Annotated in this window: 16 protein-coding genes; 9 read left to right on the top strand and 7 right to left on the bottom strand. The window is 62.0% G+C overall.

The features are described 5' to 3' along the window. Window positions 1-42 precede the first annotated feature (42 nt). The 5 genes from HALXA_RS20035 (at window position 43) to HALXA_RS20010 (ending at window position 5,681) form a co-directional block, all read left to right on the top strand. Window positions 43-1,140, top strand: a complete 1,098-nt coding sequence (locus HALXA_RS20035; protein WP_013881910.1) for a glycerol dehydrogenase — start codon at window positions 43-45, stop codon at window positions 1,138-1,140. Between the two features lie 184 nt (window positions 1,141-1,324). Beyond that, window positions 1,325-2,203 (top strand): universal stress protein, encoded by an 879-nt coding sequence (locus HALXA_RS20030; protein ID WP_013881909.1) that lies wholly within the window; start codon window positions 1,325-1,327, stop codon window positions 2,201-2,203. A 174-nt stretch (window positions 2,204-2,377) separates the two neighbouring features. Next, window positions 2,378-2,830, top strand: a complete 453-nt coding sequence (locus tag HALXA_RS20025) for a universal stress protein (RefSeq protein WP_013881908.1) — start codon at window positions 2,378-2,380, stop codon at window positions 2,828-2,830. Between the two features lie 630 nt (window positions 2,831-3,460). Further along, window positions 3,461-4,711, top strand: coding sequence for a glycosyltransferase (locus HALXA_RS20015; RefSeq protein ID WP_013881907.1), 1,251 nt, complete (start codon window positions 3,461-3,463; stop codon window positions 4,709-4,711). Between the two features lie 76 nt (window positions 4,712-4,787). Beyond that, a complete protein-coding gene (locus HALXA_RS20010) occupies window positions 4,788-5,681 on the top strand; it encodes a universal stress protein (RefSeq protein WP_013881906.1) in 894 nt (297 codons plus the stop codon). A gap of 15 nt (window positions 5,682-5,696) precedes the next feature. On the opposite strand, the gene HALXA_RS20005 is transcribed toward HALXA_RS20010, so the two are convergent. The 3 genes from HALXA_RS20005 to HALXA_RS19995 form a co-directional block, all read right to left on the bottom strand. Further along, window positions 5,697-6,671: a sugar phosphate nucleotidyltransferase gene (locus tag HALXA_RS20005; protein ID WP_013881905.1), complete on the bottom strand. Its 975-nt coding sequence runs from the start codon at window positions 6,669-6,671 to the stop codon at window positions 5,697-5,699. 328 nt (window positions 6,672-6,999) lie between these two features. Further along, window positions 7,000-8,355 carry a sulfatase family protein gene (locus tag HALXA_RS20000; RefSeq protein ID WP_013881904.1) on the bottom strand — a complete coding sequence of 452 codons (1,356 nt, stop codon included), beginning with the start codon at window positions 8,353-8,355 and terminating at the stop codon, window positions 7,000-7,002. Window positions 8,356-8,447: 92 nt separating this feature from the next. Continuing rightward, window positions 8,448-8,891: a pyridoxamine 5'-phosphate oxidase family protein gene (locus HALXA_RS19995; protein WP_013881903.1), complete on the bottom strand. Its 444-nt coding sequence runs from the start codon at window positions 8,889-8,891 to the stop codon at window positions 8,448-8,450. 164 nt (window positions 8,892-9,055) lie between these two features. On the opposite strand from HALXA_RS19995, the gene HALXA_RS19990 reads away from it, so the two are divergent. Both HALXA_RS19990 and HALXA_RS19985 read left to right on the top strand, forming a co-directional pair. Next, window positions 9,056-9,547, top strand: coding sequence for a pyridoxamine 5'-phosphate oxidase family protein (locus tag HALXA_RS19990; protein WP_013881902.1), 492 nt, complete (start codon window positions 9,056-9,058; stop codon window positions 9,545-9,547). Between the two features lie 79 nt (window positions 9,548-9,626). After that, complete coding sequence (locus HALXA_RS19985) at window positions 9,627-10,232, top strand: membrane protein (RefSeq protein ID WP_013881901.1); 606 nt, start codon at window positions 9,627-9,629, stop codon at window positions 10,230-10,232. A gap of 49 nt (window positions 10,233-10,281) precedes the next feature. Here HALXA_RS19985 and HALXA_RS19980 read toward each other — a convergent pair whose 3' ends face one another. Then, window positions 10,282-10,701 (bottom strand): CBS domain-containing protein, encoded by a 420-nt coding sequence (locus HALXA_RS19980; protein WP_013881900.1) that lies wholly within the window; start codon window positions 10,699-10,701, stop codon window positions 10,282-10,284. Between the two features lie 256 nt (window positions 10,702-10,957). On the opposite strand from HALXA_RS19980, the gene HALXA_RS19975 reads away from it, so the two are divergent. After that, a complete protein-coding gene (locus HALXA_RS19975; RefSeq protein ID WP_013881899.1) occupies window positions 10,958-11,395 on the top strand; it encodes a universal stress protein in 438 nt (145 codons plus the stop codon). A gap of 3 nt (window positions 11,396-11,398) precedes the next feature. Here the strand turns inward: HALXA_RS19975 and HALXA_RS19970 are convergent, their stop codons facing one another. The 3 genes from HALXA_RS19970 to HALXA_RS19960 all read right to left on the bottom strand — a co-directional run bounded on the left by HALXA_RS19970 (window position 11,399) and on the right by HALXA_RS19960 (window position 13,948). Beyond that, window positions 11,399-12,766, bottom strand: a complete 1,368-nt coding sequence (locus HALXA_RS19970; RefSeq protein ID WP_013881898.1) for a nicotinate phosphoribosyltransferase — start codon at window positions 12,764-12,766, stop codon at window positions 11,399-11,401. A gap of 203 nt (window positions 12,767-12,969) precedes the next feature. Continuing rightward, complete coding sequence (locus tag HALXA_RS19965) at window positions 12,970-13,443, bottom strand: twin-arginine translocation signal domain-containing protein (RefSeq protein ID WP_013881897.1); 474 nt, start codon at window positions 13,441-13,443, stop codon at window positions 12,970-12,972. Window positions 13,444-13,546: 103 nt separating this feature from the next. After that, window positions 13,547-13,948: a universal stress protein gene (locus tag HALXA_RS19960; protein ID WP_049895707.1), complete on the bottom strand. Its 402-nt coding sequence runs from the start codon at window positions 13,946-13,948 to the stop codon at window positions 13,547-13,549. Window positions 13,949-14,246: 298 nt separating this feature from the next. Here HALXA_RS19960 and HALXA_RS19955 point away from each other — a divergent pair, with 298 nt between their 5' ends. Next, window positions 14,247-14,804, top strand: coding sequence for a hypothetical protein (locus HALXA_RS19955; protein ID WP_013881895.1), 558 nt, complete (start codon window positions 14,247-14,249; stop codon window positions 14,802-14,804). Window positions 14,805-14,902 lie beyond the last annotated feature (98 nt).

Genomic DNA, 14,902 nt, shown 5'->3' with positions numbered 1-14,902 from the left:
AGGACACCTCAACGGCTCGAGCGGTCGGGCCGTTAATCAACTATGACGACACGGATATTCAGATCGCCAGCAGCGTACATACAGGGACGAAACGTACTCGATGACCTCGGTGACTACGCGGATCCGCTTGGTGATGCGGCGCTCGTTCTCGGTGACGAAGTCGTCCTCGATCTGGTCGGCGAGCGCGTCGAAACAAGCCTCGAGGCAGCCGGGTTCGACATCGACAGCGTCGTGTTCAATGGCGAATGCTCTGAGAAGGAAATCGGCCGGATTAGGGAGAGACACACGGAACACGACGCGAATCTGATCGTCGGGATCGGTGGCGGGAAAGCGATCGACACGGCGAGGGCGACCCGAGAACGTACTGGCGGGGCGCTCGTCTCACTGCCAACGGTCGCATCGACGGACGCGCCGACTAGTTCGGTTGCGGTAATTTATAGCGAAGACGGCGAATTTGTCGAGTTTCACGTCTACGAACGCCACCCGGATCTCGTGGTGATCGACACCGAAGTCGTGGCGAACGCGCCTACCCGGTTCTTCCGGAGCGGTATCGGCGACGCGCTCGCGACGTGGTTCGAGGCCGACGCTGCCTTCCGGTCGGGCGCGACGACGCTCTTCGGAACCCGATCGACGCGAACCGCACAGGAAATCGCGAAACTTGCGTATACGACCCTCCGCGAACACGGCCGGTCCGCGGTCGACGCCGTCGAGAATAACGCCGTCACCGAGAGCGTCGAGGCGGTCGTCGAAGCGAACACGCTACTGAGCGGTCTCGGGTTCGAGAGCGGCGGCTTGGCCGCGGCACACGCGATTCACAACGGCCTCACGCAACTCGAAGCTACCCACGAGGCGACCCACGGCGAGAAGGTGACGATCGGGACGATCGCACAGCTCGTCCTCGAGGGCCGCGAGGACGCGCTTGTCGAGGACGTCGCTGGCTTCGCCGCGTCGGTCGGGCTTCCAACGACGCTCGCCGAAATCGGACTCGAGGATCCCTCGATCGAGGACCTTGCGATCGTTGCCGAAGCCGCCTGTGCCGAAGACGAGACGATCCACAACGAGCCGTTCGAAGTGACAGCAGACGACGTTCGCGACGCGCTCGTTGGTGTCGATGCGGTCGGACGGCGGCTCGACCATTGATAAATGCGTTCGACTGGAACGCACGGCTACTTCCGTTATCCAAAGCCGAACCGACGAATCTTGATGATGAGTCGATCAATATCGACTAACCACTCGTCTATACGGTCGCTCAGCGGTAGCAGACGTATCACGTGCGGCGAGCGTACCTGTGTGATTGATGCGTGTGCAAGTGGAACTAACCAGTATGTTCACGACCGTACTCGTCCCGACGGACGGGAGTCGCGGCGCCGAAGCGGCGATCACTCACGCGACGGAACTGGGACAGACCTACGGGGCGACCCTCCACGCGCTGTACGTCGTCGATACCGGCGCCGAGCCGGCCGCGCTCGAGACTGACCAGCGCGAAACTCTTCGCGAACCGTCCGAACGCCGCGGCCGCGAAGCGACTATCCGCGTTACGGATCAGGCCGAAGCGAACGACCTGACGGCTGCGAGAGAAGTACGCGAGGGTGCACCACACACCGAAATACTCGAGTACGCCGACGAGCAGGACGTCGATCTGATCGTGATGGGAACGCACGGTCGAACCGACGTCGACCACGCCCGCCTCGGCAGCACCACGGAGCGCGTGCTCACGCGCTCCGATACGCCAGTATTGTCGGTCCGCCTGCGTGAGGACGCCGCGGGAACCGACGCGGACGTCAGGCCGTATGAGGACATAGTAATCCCGATTGACGGGAGTGACGCCGCCGAGCGTGCGGCCGAAACTGCGCTTGATGTCGCCGAGAAGTACGACGCATCCGTTCACGCCGTGTACGTCCTCGACACGACGACGTACGATCTCAAGGACGCGCCGCAGAGCATCATCGGACTCCTCAAAGAAGGCGGGCGTGCGGCGGCTGATGCGGTCGCGGACATGGCCCGAGAGCGGGGTCTTTCCGCGACGACGTCTCTTCGGCGTGGGGTACCGACGGACGAGCTGCTCGCGTACACTGACGACGTCGACGCGGATCTGATCGCCATGGGAACGCGCGGTCGAAACATCGGCGCCGGTCGGTTGCTTGGCAGTACCACGGCGCGCGTGGTGCGCCGATCGACAATCCCGGTACTGACCGTTAGCTAGACGGCGCGTCTGCACCCTGGGGCGGTCTCGGACGGCTAGCGGACGGGTAGCCGATCGTCATCGCTTCGCCCGCCCGTTCGAGACGGTCCAGTAGGTACTTGAACGCAGGGGTACCTCCGCGGTCAGTGGAACTGTACCCGCCGTTTATCTCGTTGGCCGATCGATATTTTGACCATGTACGATCGAATACTGCTCCCGACCGATATGAGTCCCGGCGTCGACCGAGCGATCGAGCACGCGATCGACGCTGCACAGCGGTACAACGCCGAACTACACGTGCTGTACGTCGTCGATGCCGACGCCTACAGTTCGTACCCCGGCGACGAGTACGTCCACGAGTTTGAGGGGCTCGAGCACGCGCTCGAGGAGGCCGGTCGCGACGCGATCGAGGACATCGTCGAGCGGGCAGCGGCGGCCGACGTACCGACGGCGACCGAGATCCACCACGGTGTCCCCCACGAGGAGATTCTCGCGTACATCGACGACGCCGACATCGGACTCACGGTCGTCGGCTCGAAGAACCGTCCGGGCGAGTACCGGCGGTTGCTCGGTAGCGTCGCCGAACGTGTCGCTCGGATGGCCGAGGAGCCGGTGACGGTTGTAAAGACGCCCGTCGACGAGTCGTAATCGGTTCGACCGCTTGCCGCATCGTGGCTGGAGGTGTCGGCGGACGAGCGGTACGTGGGAGCGGCGAACAGGATCGCTCCTGTGACGACCCGCCTCACCCCGGCGCCCGAAACGCTTTGAGACGGAACCGCAAGACGACCGATTCGACGGTTTCTTTCTCGCCTATCCACGTAATCGTCACCTCAGTGAGTCGGTACGACGGTCCAACCGGAACCGTTTCAATCGAGAGTTCAGCCTGCCATCTTTCCCCCCTCGAACTCGTTCGACCCGACTCGCTCACCGCCGAGCGATTCCAGGTAGCCCATTGCTTGCTCGAGCGAGAGACCGCGAAAGGACCGTGTTTCGCGAAGCACGCCGTCTTCGACTGATCGTTCGACCGGCGGGATCGCCTCGAGCGCGGCTTGCTTCTTCCGTAGTCGCGGCGTAAGTTCGGGTTGGACCGGTGTAGATTCAGATCGTGGCACGGGAGATTCCTCCCTATCCTTTCGTCGGCGGGAAGCATAACCGTTCGTTCAGTGACGGGAGAACGTCGACGGCCGACTGAGGCGAAACGGTCGCGGCGGGTCCACTACCGCCGTCTCCCCACCCCGCAACTGATACCACCGGTCGTCGTAGCGGCGAGTACGAACAATGCATGCACCATCGTTTCCGAATCGTACGCTCGAGGCGTACGCCGATATCGTGGAACCCAACCGGCTCGATCGGCTTCGATTGCTCTCCGAGGCGCTTTCGGATCGCCGGATCCTCCACGTCAATTCGACCGCGACCGGTGGCGGAGTCGCTGAGTTACTTCGATCAATCGTGCCGGTGTGCAACGACCTCGGGATCGATACCAACTGGCTCGTCATGGACGCCACTGACGACTTCTTCGCGGTGACCAAAGCGATCCACAACGGGCTTCAGGGGAACGGGCCTCCGCTGACCGAGGAGATGAAATCCACCTATCGGTCCGTAACCGAGAGGAATTCGGCCGAACTCGAGGGCGAGTACGATCTCGTCGTGATCCACGATCCGCAGCCGCTGGGAATGCTCGATCGCCTCGCGGAGACGATGCCGGAGGCGGCGATCGTCTGGCGCTGTCACGTCGATCTCACCGATCCAATAGAGGAATACCGCACGTTCGTCGCCGAGTACATGCCGCAAGTGGACCATGCGATCTTTAGCCGGACGGCCTACGCGGAGGACGTCATCGGTCCGACGACAAGCGTGGTATACCCCTCGATCGATCCGGTAACGAAGAAGAACCGATCGCTCGACGAGAAGACGGAGAAAGTCGAACGCGACCGACTGGACCCGCTGTCGTTCGATCGCCCGCTGGTCACGCAGATCTCCCGATTCGATCCGTGGAAGGACCAGTTTGGCACGTTAGAAGCGTATCGTCGCGCCAGCGAAGAGATCCCGGACCTGCAACTGGCGCTGGTCGGCGCGATGGCCGGTGATGATCCGGAGGGGATGGAGGTCTACGAACGCGTCGCCGAGGAGGCGGTCGGTGATCCAAACGTCCACACGTTGACCGACCTGCCGGACACGACGGTGAACGTCCTACAGCGTCGATCAGACGTTGTCGTCCAAAAGTCGCTACGCGAGGGGTTCGGACTGGTCGTCTCGGAAGCCCTCTGGAAGCGTACTCCGGTCGTCGGATCGAACGTCGGCGGCATTCCGCTCCAGATCGTGGACGGCGAAAACGGGTATCTCGTCGAACCCGACGACCCAGCGGACGCCGGGGAGCGCGTCGCCACCCTTCTCGAGAACGAATCGCGTCGAACGAGGTTCGGCGCAAACGGGCGAGAGTATGTCCGCGAACGCTTCTTGCTTCCGCGACAGCTCTCGGAGCTACTCGAGATCGTCGTCGAGACACTGGGTATCGATTCCAACGTGTGATCAGTGATTGGAACGGTGCGCAGACGACCGACGCCACCCCCTACAATTATCCTTCGAGGAGGTGAGAGCGAGACTGATGAGCCAGCTGATCGAATCGATACTGATACCGACGGACGACAGCGAGGGGGCCCTCGCGGGAGCGAAATGGGGAATCGCGCTCGCGTCGCGAACCGGCGCGGACGTCCACGTGGTCTCGGTTGTCGACGTCCGAAGCGGACCGCTCGAACCGGCGGACGAGGCGCTTTCGCCGCTCGAGGAGGACGCACAGAACGCAGTCGAGCGAGTCGCGACGCTGGCGCGAGACCACGACGCGGACCTCGAGGTCTCGACGACGGTCGAACAGGGGACGCCGTTCCAGTCGATCCGCGAGTACGCCACCAGGCGTGACATCGACGTCATCGCGATGGGAACGAAGGGACGAACGGGACTCGAGAGGGTCCTCCTCGGGAGCGTCACTGAGAACGTTCTCCGGACGGCGCGAACTCCCGTGCTCGCCGTCCCGCCGACCGCTGCCGAATCCGCCATCGATGACGTCGCGTTCGACCAGTTGCTCCTGCCGACCGACGGGAGCGACGGGGCTGCGATCGCGACCGAGTGGGGGATCGAACTGGCGGACCTGATGGGGTCGACGGTTCACACAGTCTACTCCGTCAACACGAGCCGATTTTCCGGATCGCAGGACCCGGGCGGTATCCTCAAGGCGCTCAAGCGCCGCGGTGAGGTGGCGGTCGAAACGGTCCGAAAACGGGCCAAACATGCCGGTGTTAGCGTCTCCGGAACGATCGCGACCGGGCCGCCGTCGGACGTGGTCCTCACGTACGCGACCGATCGCGGCGTCGATCTGATCGTGATGGGAACGCACGGTCGGACCGGAATCGGACAGTGGTTTCTCGGAAGCGTCACGGAAAACGTCGTCCGGGGAGCCGACGTTCCGGTGTTTTGCGTCCCGGTCAGCGTCGAATCGCCGTGATGATCGCGACTGCTGTCACTCCCAACCACTGCCCGGAATCCGGGAGTATGCGCCGACCATTGCCTCATGGAGACCAATCCCGCCGAGCGTCGCGCCTTCGTCGATGATCGAGTCGTGCACGGTCGTCCCCTCGAGCGTCACGTCCGGAAAGACGACCGCTCGTTCGATCTCAGCGCCGACGAGGGTCGCGTTCGCCATTACATGAACGTCCGACCCGATCGTCGCGTTTTTGAGCGACACCGTCTCGACGATCCGTGACTCGCCGTCTAAGTGCCAAGCAACGGCGTCGAGGTAGCGCTCTCGAGTGCCGATGTCGAACCAGGCACCGTCGAACGTGTACGCGTACGTTGGCTCGCAGTTCCGGAGCCACTGGACGAACCAGCCGGGTTCGTCCGGATCGTTCCCCGCCTCGAGATACTGCGGGAGTAAGGACAGCGTCTCGCGGGGAAACGCATAGCATCCGACCGACACGCATGTTCCCGGCGGGTCGTCGGGTTTTTCTCGGAAGTTGACCACCCGATCGTCTGCCAGGTCGAGGACACCGTACTCGGTAGCTCGTTCCGGCGAGCCGACGTCGGTAGCGGCGATCGTCGGCGCGTCCCTCCAGTCGTAGTACTCAAGGAAGTCGCGGATCGCGAACTCGAAGACGTTGTCACCGGCGATCACCAAGAGGTCGTCGTCGACACCTTCGCGTTCGACCAGTTCCGCGAGGCCGGCGATGACACCGAACTTTTCGTCTTCCGCCTGGGTTTCTTCGACCGATAGTCGCGGTTTGTCGTACGAACGCTCCGCCAAGTGGGCCTCGAAGTCGTCGGCGAACCGTTCATTCGTGCTGACGTACACGGTCTCGATGCGGTCTACTGATTCAAGGTCGGCATAGAGCCGGTCGATGACGGTGGTTTCCCCAAGCGGGAGAAGCATCTTCGGTCGGTCCCTCGTGATCGGCCACAGGCGAGTTGCGTATCCGCCAGCTAAAACGACGGCCTCCATCGTTTAGATCACCGCCAAAGAGACGTCCGTCCTGGTCTGTGACGCTGTGGCTGCTGTGTAAGCTAGCCGAACGCTCGAGACCATTGAGATCACTGTGGATTTCGGGGGCGAGTTGCTGGTCATACTCATCTCTCCGGGGCGGTTCCCACCGAGAGGTCCCACCACCCCGGTGGTAAATCTTTCACTGGCATCGACGGCTGCAGTCCCTGTCGTTTGATTGACGTTCGAACGCCCACGCAAACTCGCAGGTCTGAGAGCAAGCCTCGATAGGGTATCCTCAAACGCGACCGAGAGATGTCGCGGTCGCGAAAAACGATTCGTTCCGAGTTCACGTTGATCGGTGTGGCCACGATTGAATCTTGTCGTAGTCCCCCGGAACAACGGGGCCGTCGAGAATCGGATCATCCGTCTCAACCATCCACTCGTGGAGTTGCTCCGAGAGGTCCACTCGGACGTCCTGATAGCGCGGTTCGTTGACGACGTTGTCGTCCTCCTGGGGCGCATCCCGGAGGTCGTACAATTCTTCGTACTGTCGCGATGGGACAGTGTCTGTTTCGCGGACTTCGCGTCCGGATTCGCTCGAGAATACGTCTGCCGGCAGGTAGACGGTCGGGAGGGGCCAAAACCGTCGGACGTACTTATAACGGTTCGTCCGCACCGCCCGGATCGGATTGTACATGTCATGCCAAGTCATCTCGGCAAAGACGCGATCTCGCTCGTCGTAGCCCCCGTACTCGTCGGCAACGAGTCCGGCAAAACTCCGTCCGGAGATCCTGTCGGGTACGTCGATCCCCACAAAATCGAGGATCGTCGGCAAGACATCGATATTACTCAGGAGTTCGGCGTATCGTTCGCCTCCCTCGATGACGCCGGGATAGCGCAACACGAGCGCCGCTTCGATTCCTGCGTCGTAGCAGGTCCCTTTCGCTCTGGGGAACGCGATCCCGTGTTCGGTCGTGAAGATGACGAGCGTCTCGTCCTCGATATCCGCCGCATCGAGTGCCTCGAGAATCGTCTCGATAGCTTCGTCGATCGCGACGATCATGCCGCGCATCTCCCCGAGATCGTGGCGGATTCCCCGTCGGTCGGGAAGGTACGGCAGCGGCCGCACGTCGTCCGGATCGTCGGCATCGTAGTATCCGGCATCGAATCCGAATCGACCGTTTTCCTCCTCGACGCGGTGACACTCGAAGAATCCGATCGACGCGAAGAAGGGGTCGGTATACGCGTCGGCGTCCAGAAACGACGCCACGACCGACGCGACGTTTCGCGCCCGGTTGGCCTGGTGGACCGTCGGCGAGACGCCCGGATAGAGGTTCCCTTCGGAGTGGACGTGATCGTACTCGAGACGGTCCGTGTCCTGCGTAATATGCTGGAGCCCGAAGAGGTGGGTCTCGTAGCCAGCGTCCCTGAGGTAGTGTGGGAGAATGCGCTCGTCGGCGTCGAGTTCCCAGTCGCCGTGCGCGAGCCCCATGAGCCCGTTGACATGGGGGGCGCGGCCGGTCATGAGACTACCCCGACTCGGCGAGCACTGCGGTGCGGCCGCGAAGTGCCGGTCGAACACCGCGCCGTCGGCTGCGAGCGCGTCGATACTTGGAGTCTCGGTATCTACGCCGTAACAGCCCAGATAGCGACCGAGATCGTGGCTGTGGATTAAGAGAACGTTCGGTCGTGCATCTGCCATGCCCTCATCCTACGACAGAGTGACGAATAATAGTTGACCAGTAGGAAGGCGATCGAAGTGTCGCCGTGACGGTCGCACTCGATTACCGTCGCTCACTCCGGGACACTCTTTCGGCCCGTCAGTGTGTCGGGATCGAGTCGAAAGTCGTGAAACTCGATTTCGTCCCGCGGCCGCTCGAAAATGTCGACCGTGGGAATCCGGACCGCCCACATCCCCTGGACGACGACCGAGTCCGGATGTGCGTCGGCTAACTCTTCGAGGGTGCCGGTCGCGACGACGCTACGCCAGCCATCGTCCGTTTCAGCGTACGTAACGAACGATACCGGATTCGCGATGACGTCGTCCTTGCGGGTCCCTGGCGGAAACGAGAGCCGGAAGTAAAATGCCGCATCAGCATCGTAATACCCGTACGAAACGGGGATCGACGCCGGCGGTTCGTCCGATTCGGTCGAGAAAGAGAGAACGCCAGTCCCGCCGGTTCCGAGCAGGTCGTTCCGTTCGGCTTCGGTCAGGTTCGTCCAGCGAAGTCCCGTCATCCCGTACTGCTACACGCACCACAACGAAAAATCAGCGGGGAATATTCTCTCGGAGTGGCAACTTTCGAGGCCGTCTCCAGCCGTGGACGACGCTCGAGCGAGTAACGGACGGATCGGTCTCAGGCGATGAACTTTGTGTGTTGGTCTCGTACCACAGGGTACGGATGACGATCGACGAACTCACCGACTACGGCATGGAGCGAATGACGGACGACGAAATCGAGGTATTTCTAAAGACGCAGAGTTTGGGCGTTCTCGGGTTACCGACGGAGGGGACGCCGTATCTGATTCCGCTCTCGTACGGCTACGACGGCGGATCGACGCTGTACTTCGTCTACGTCGTCGGGGCGGAGAGTCGCAAAGCGACGCTATCGGACCGGGCGGATACCGCCAGTTTCCTCGTCTACAGCGCCGAGACGATGTTCCACTGGCGAAGCGTCCTCGCGACGGGCTCGTTACGCCGGCTTTCCGACGACGAGCGATCCGCGATCACCGACGCGCAGACCCCGATCTGGCGACCAGAACTCCTCGAGACCGCGAGCGAGGCGGAGTCGACTCGGATCTACGAACTGACCGTCGACGAGTGGACGGGCATTCGACACGCGATCGCTCCGCCGACGTTCGCCCAGCGCTCGAGTCGGGATCAGTCGAAGTAACGCGGCATCGAGCGCGAGACACATATCAACCCTAATATGAGAAACGCATATAGACTTCTGTCCACTACGAGAGGTCACAATGATGGCAACGACCCACGCGCTCTGGGGAATGGTACTCGCGCTCCCAGTCCTCGCGACCGCCCCGGAGTTCGCCCCAGCCGCGTTCCTCGCCGGGCTCGTCGGCGGACTCGCCCCCGACCTTGATCTCTACGTCGGCCACCGAAAAACGCTCCACTACCCCGTGTACGCCGCTCTTGCAACGGTCCCCGCAGTTGGACTGGCAGTTTTCGTCCCGTCGACGGCGACCATCGTGCTCGCCGTCGGTCTCGCCGCAGCGGCGGCACACGCCGCGACCGACGCCGTCGGGGGCGGCCTCGAGTTACGCCCGTGGCTGGCGGGCTCCGAGCGGGCGGTCTACAGCCACTACCACGACCGTTGGATTCGTCCGCGCCGCTGGGTGCGTTACGACGGCGCCCCCGAGGACCTCGGTCTAGCGGGAGTCGCAGCAGCGCCGCTCGTCGTCGCGGCTGACGGACCAGTAGCCGTCGTCGTGCTCGTGCTCCTCGCGGTGTCGGCCGTCTACGTCCTATTGCGAAAACCGCTGGCGACCGTCGCCGAACGATTCGCCCGGGCGGTCCCGTCTCCGCTGCGTCCGTACGTCCCCGAGCGGTACCGCGACGTCTGATCGACGGTGTAGCCGCGAGGACAACGCCGTGCAAAGTCGCTTGGACCGTTCAATACTCCGGCCGCTGCGCGCGGATGACGTCCGCGAGTTGCTGTTCTTCGTCGGCGATGAGTTCCGTCAAATCGTCGGCGGTAATGATCCCGACGAGGTCGTCGCCCTCGCAGATGGGGATCCGGCGGATACCGTGGTCGGCCATCAGATTCGTCGCCTGGTAGAATCCGGCGTCCGCCTCGAGCGTCTCGGGATCCTCGGTCATCACGTCTGCGGCGGTTTGGTCGATCGGATCGGTTTCCTCGGCGAGCACCCGCACGGTCAGATCACGATCGGTGACGATGCCGACCGGGCTTCCGTCCTCGGTGATCACGACGCTGCCGACGTTTTCGTCGTCCATCTTCGCCGCGAGGTCGCCGACTGACGCGTCCGGTTCGGCCATTACGACGTCGCTCCGTGAGAGATCTTCGATTGGCATGGATACCTCAAACGGAGCTACGCGACACGAATAGTTAATTCATTGCCACTTCTATCACACCGCCAAACAGTACGGTAAACAAATAGAATAGCGGACTGGCGGGCATACGACTCTCGATAACTTTCGAGCAGTTATTGGGGACAGGTTGCCTCGTTGTCGCCGTAATCGCGAGCCGCTCAAGAGATACGACAATACTGGTCAACGGAACACAGTTGTCCACCCGCGACGCTATCATCGTCGAGCCCAAACCTCATGTATGGTCCAAACGGTTCTGGTTCCGGTCGACGGATCGCCACTGTCATCGCGTGCCTTCCGGCACGCGCTCCGCGAGTTTCCCGACGCGGAGATTACGGCGTACCACGCGGTCGATCCGTTCACCCCCGACGCCGTCGGCGTCGACTCGACGTACGAACCGATGATCGGCACGGACGCGTGGGACCAGGCCGTCGCTGTGGCAACGGATCGCATCTTCGACGACGTAGCTGAAGTCGCTACGGACTACGATCGGTCGGTTGCGACCGAATCGGACATCGGCGATCCGAAACGGCTCATCATCGAGTACACCGTCGACAAAGACATCGATCACATCGTCATGGGATCTCACGGGCGGCTCAACGCCGAGCGGCCGCTGTACGGAAGTGTGACCGAGACGGTCGTCCGCCGAGCGCCGGTCCCCGTAACCGTCATTCGATGACGACTAGTCGAGCCGCGACTCGAGCGTCCGTTTCAGTTCGTCGGTTTCCCGTTGCAGACCGTCACTAATCTGGACGTCGTACGGCTCGGGATCCTCGATCCGTCGGTTCGGTTCCGGAAGTTTTCGTCGCTCTTCTCGCGCCGTCCGTCGGATGGCCTCGAGATCCGGAATCTCGTAGACGCGCTCTCCGTCCTCAATCACTGTGACGAGTTGCTCCGTGCCGGGGAGTTGTTCTTTCTGAAGGCCGATGATATCGCCCACGTATTGTCCGTTGGACTCGGTCCGGCGGACGGTTTTGGCACCCGGATAGGTTACCTTTCCCGTCGAGAGCTTCATGGTCGGTTGCATCTCCTCGTCCCGTTCGACGGCCACGAGCTTGTAGACACCCTCGACTTTCGGCGCGTCCGTGCTCGTCACTAACGCGGTTCCCGGGCCGAATCCGGACCCGATCCCGCCGCGCTTAAGGAACTCGCGGATCGCGTACTCGTCGATACCCGAGGAAATAAATTGGTCGACGTTGGGGATGACGTCGTCGACTTCCTTCGACAGCGCAGCCAGATCACCGGAATCCAGCCGGACGCCTCGCAGGTCAACGTCCGCCTCATCGACGATTTCGCTTGCAATCTTCGCCCCCCTGACGGTGTCGTAGGTGTCGATCAGGAATACACTCTCGTCGCCGTACTCGTCGGCAAACGTCCGAAACGAGTCGCGCTCGCGATCGAAACTCTGGACCCACGAGTGAGCCATCGTCCCGAACACGGGAATGTCGAACGCTTCGCCGGCGGCGACGTTCGATGTGCCGTCGAACCCGCCGACGTACGCCGCCCGTGCGGACTTCATTCCGGCGTCCGTGCCGTGTGCCCGTCGCGAGCCGAAATCGACGAGTTGCTGTCTGTCCCCCTCGCGATCGATCACGTCCCGCATTCGGCTCGCCTTCGTCGCGATCAGGGACTGGTACCCGATCTGGTTGATCAGCGCCGTCTCGAACAGCTGTGCCTGAAAGATCGGGGCGGTCACCTCGAGGAGCGGCTCGTTTGCAAACGCGGGCATCCCCTCAGGCAGCGCGCGCACGTCGCCGGTGAACTCGAAGTCCGATAGTCGCTCGAGAAACGCGTCGTCGAATCCCTGTTCGGTCAGGTACTCGAGGGCACGGTCGCCAAACGAGAGGGTGTCGATGTAGTGAAGGACCTGTTCTAGGCCAGCAGCCACCATGTAGCCGCGGTTCGGGGGTAAGTCTCGGACGAAGAGGCTGAACGTCGCCCGCGGGTTGTGGTTCTGATTGACATAGGCCTGCATCATCCGCAGTTCGTAAAGGTCAGTGAACAACGGTCCGTTCTCAGGGGTTACGTAGCCGAAGGTCGGTCGAGACATTCCGTCAAACGGACCACCCGATAGGTGATAAGTAGCGGGTCCGCTCACTGATTGTCAGTCTCAATCAGTATTCTTACCAGAGGGTATTTTTTCGACCGGCTACCAGTATTTCGATCCTATCAGAGACTGTATTTCGAACTGTACGAGACGCCTTCCGTCGACTGACTAGTTTTGAAAAGCTATCTGAGCTCGATGTCGATGCGTCAGGATTCGACCTGAATATCACCGATCATCGTCGTCGGATGGACTTCACAGATGTACGTGACCATCTCGCTGCTCGCCTCGAACTCGAGCCACTGCTCTTCGGGTTCGGTAACGACCTCCGTCTGGAGGTCATCGACTACCTCGTCGTTCTCGTTGCGAATTTCGATATTGTGTTGGGCGCCGTCGCCCTGGGTCCAGCCCATCTCATACGTTTCACCCTCCTGAAGGACGAGCATCGGATTCTCCTCGTCCGCGATCGAGTCGGGCGCGAGGCCGAGCCATCCGGGCGTCTGTCCGTCGAATTCGATCTGTGTCCCGGGCTCGATCTCGACGCCGTCACCGCCACCGCCATCGCCGCCGTTACCGCTGTCGTTACCGTCGCCGTTACCGCCATTACCGCTACAGCCGGCGACGAACGCCGTCGAGGTCACAGCCCCCGTCAGCTTGAGAATCCGGCGTCGCGATATGTTCATATCTCGGGTCACAGTCGCAGTCCGACCCGAGCACGGATGTTTAGGTACCTATCTAATGCAAGGAGGTGATCCGGACGAAAGTTTCAGTTGTTACGGAAGTCGTTCACTCGACGATCAACACCGGCACCGTCGCCTCCTCTGAGACGCGCTTTGACACGCTCCCGCGAACGAGATGGTCGAATTCGCGATGCCGACCGATGACGATGAGATCGATATCGTTGTCCCGAGCGTACGTCAGTATCGAGCGGTGCCGGAGACCATGCGTAACGGTCCCGTCGACGTGCTCGACGCCGGCGTCTGCCGCGCGAGTGCAAACGTGTTCGACCGCCCGTTGACCGATATCCTCGAGATCACTAAACTCGATTCCAGGGGCGATCGCGGCTGAATTGACCACGTACAGCGTATGAAGCGTCGCCTCGTTCTCGTCGGCAAGGGCGATCGCTTCGTCGATCGCCCGCTCCGTGCTCTCGCGTCCGTCGGTCGGGACGAGAATGCGATCGTACATACTCCGACGTTCATCGAGGAGATCAATAGTCACCGGGGCTTGACGGAGGAAAATCGCCGCGCCGATGTTCAGGCCGCGCTCGAGGTGCTCGATATTGGCGATCCGGGAGGACATGACGCTGATCGACTCGAGCGGCAGGGGATACTGACCGAAAGATCCGGCGTGCCGATTTCCGGCAGCGACGGCAAGCGGACGCGCGACCTTCGCGCAATCGGACGCAGTCGGTGGCCGAACCGGTCCGATCGAACCGTAGTCCGGTATTCCTATACCTTCCGCCTAGTCACTACGAATTAACACGATGAAACCATCGATCGTACGTCAGGCGGAACGCGGAATCCGGTGTGCATTGCTCGTAGTGTTCGCGCTCGGCGTTCGTCGACGCGATCCGGGTGCAGTCGTCAACGCCATCGTCGCGGCGATAGGAACGTACCTGCCCGACCTCGCCGAACGGACGTACGGCGTCGATATTCGACCCTGGCAGCGCGTCTACGTGCAGGTTGCGATGATCACTCACGCCATCGGAATGCTCGGTCCGTACGACGACGTCTGGTGGTGGGATCACCTCACGCACACGCACTCCTCGTCGATCCTCGCCGGCGTCGTCTTCGCGAGCAGTCGGCGTCGGGGTCGCGATCCTCGGCCCCGCGTGGTCGCCGTAGTCGCCTGCCTCGGACTCCTCTGGGAGATCGTCGAATACGCCGTTCACGCCGCGGGGAGACGCCTCGGCGTGGAACCGGTACTCGTCTCGTACGGGAAGAAAGACACCGTTCTCGACCTCGTCTTCGATCTGGTAGGTGCAGTACTGGTTCTCGCGTTCGGCGACCGCGTTCTCGGCAATCTCGCCACCGGTGAATAAATAGCAACGTTCGACGACTCGAGTCGCTGTGGGGCACGGGGATATCGGCGTCGTCGGATGATGCTGGCCCGTCGGTACTGACAGGGACCTCGCGAGTT

The sequence above is a fragment of the Halopiger xanaduensis SH-6 genome, from assembly GCF_000217715.1.
GTDB classification, from domain to species: domain Archaea; phylum Halobacteriota; class Halobacteria; order Halobacteriales; family Natrialbaceae; genus Halopiger; species Halopiger xanaduensis.
This window is presented reverse-complemented; position numbering and strand designations above follow the sequence as displayed.

Excerpts from the sequence above, each read along its gene's own strand:
- HALXA_RS20035 (WP_013881910.1), top strand. The coding sequence starts at position 43 with ATGACGACACGGATATTCAGATCGCCAGCAGCGTACATACAGGGACGA.
- HALXA_RS20030 (WP_013881909.1), top strand. The coding sequence starts at position 1,325 with ATGTTCACGACCGTACTCGTCCCGACGGACGGGAGTCGCGGCGCCGAA.
- HALXA_RS20025 (WP_013881908.1), top strand. The coding sequence starts at position 2,378 with ATGTACGATCGAATACTGCTCCCGACCGATATGAGTCCCGGCGTCGAC.
- HALXA_RS20015 (WP_013881907.1), top strand. The coding sequence starts at position 3,461 with ATGCATGCACCATCGTTTCCGAATCGTACGCTCGAGGCGTACGCCGAT.
- HALXA_RS20010 (WP_013881906.1), top strand. The coding sequence starts at position 4,788 with ATGAGCCAGCTGATCGAATCGATACTGATACCGACGGACGACAGCGAG.
- HALXA_RS20005 (WP_013881905.1), bottom strand. The coding sequence starts at position 6,671 with ATGGAGGCCGTCGTTTTAGCTGGCGGATACGCAACTCGCCTGTGGCCG.
- HALXA_RS20000 (WP_013881904.1), bottom strand. The coding sequence starts at position 8,355 with ATGGCAGATGCACGACCGAACGTTCTCTTAATCCACAGCCACGATCTC.
- HALXA_RS19995 (WP_013881903.1), bottom strand. The coding sequence starts at position 8,891 with ATGACGGGACTTCGCTGGACGAACCTGACCGAAGCCGAACGGAACGAC.
- HALXA_RS19990 (WP_013881902.1), top strand. The coding sequence starts at position 9,056 with ATGACGATCGACGAACTCACCGACTACGGCATGGAGCGAATGACGGAC.
- HALXA_RS19985 (WP_013881901.1), top strand. The coding sequence starts at position 9,627 with ATGATGGCAACGACCCACGCGCTCTGGGGAATGGTACTCGCGCTCCCA.
- HALXA_RS19980 (WP_013881900.1), bottom strand. The coding sequence starts at position 10,701 with ATGCCAATCGAAGATCTCTCACGGAGCGACGTCGTAATGGCCGAACCG.
- HALXA_RS19975 (WP_013881899.1), top strand. The coding sequence starts at position 10,958 with ATGGTCCAAACGGTTCTGGTTCCGGTCGACGGATCGCCACTGTCATCG.
- HALXA_RS19970 (WP_013881898.1), bottom strand. The coding sequence starts at position 12,766 with ATGTCTCGACCGACCTTCGGCTACGTAACCCCTGAGAACGGACCGTTG.
- HALXA_RS19965 (WP_013881897.1), bottom strand. The coding sequence starts at position 13,443 with ATGAACATATCGCGACGCCGGATTCTCAAGCTGACGGGGGCTGTGACC.
- HALXA_RS19960 (WP_049895707.1), bottom strand. The coding sequence starts at position 13,948 with ATGTACGATCGCATTCTCGTCCCGACCGACGGACGCGAGAGCACGGAG.
- HALXA_RS19955 (WP_013881895.1), top strand. The coding sequence starts at position 14,247 with ATGAAACCATCGATCGTACGTCAGGCGGAACGCGGAATCCGGTGTGCA.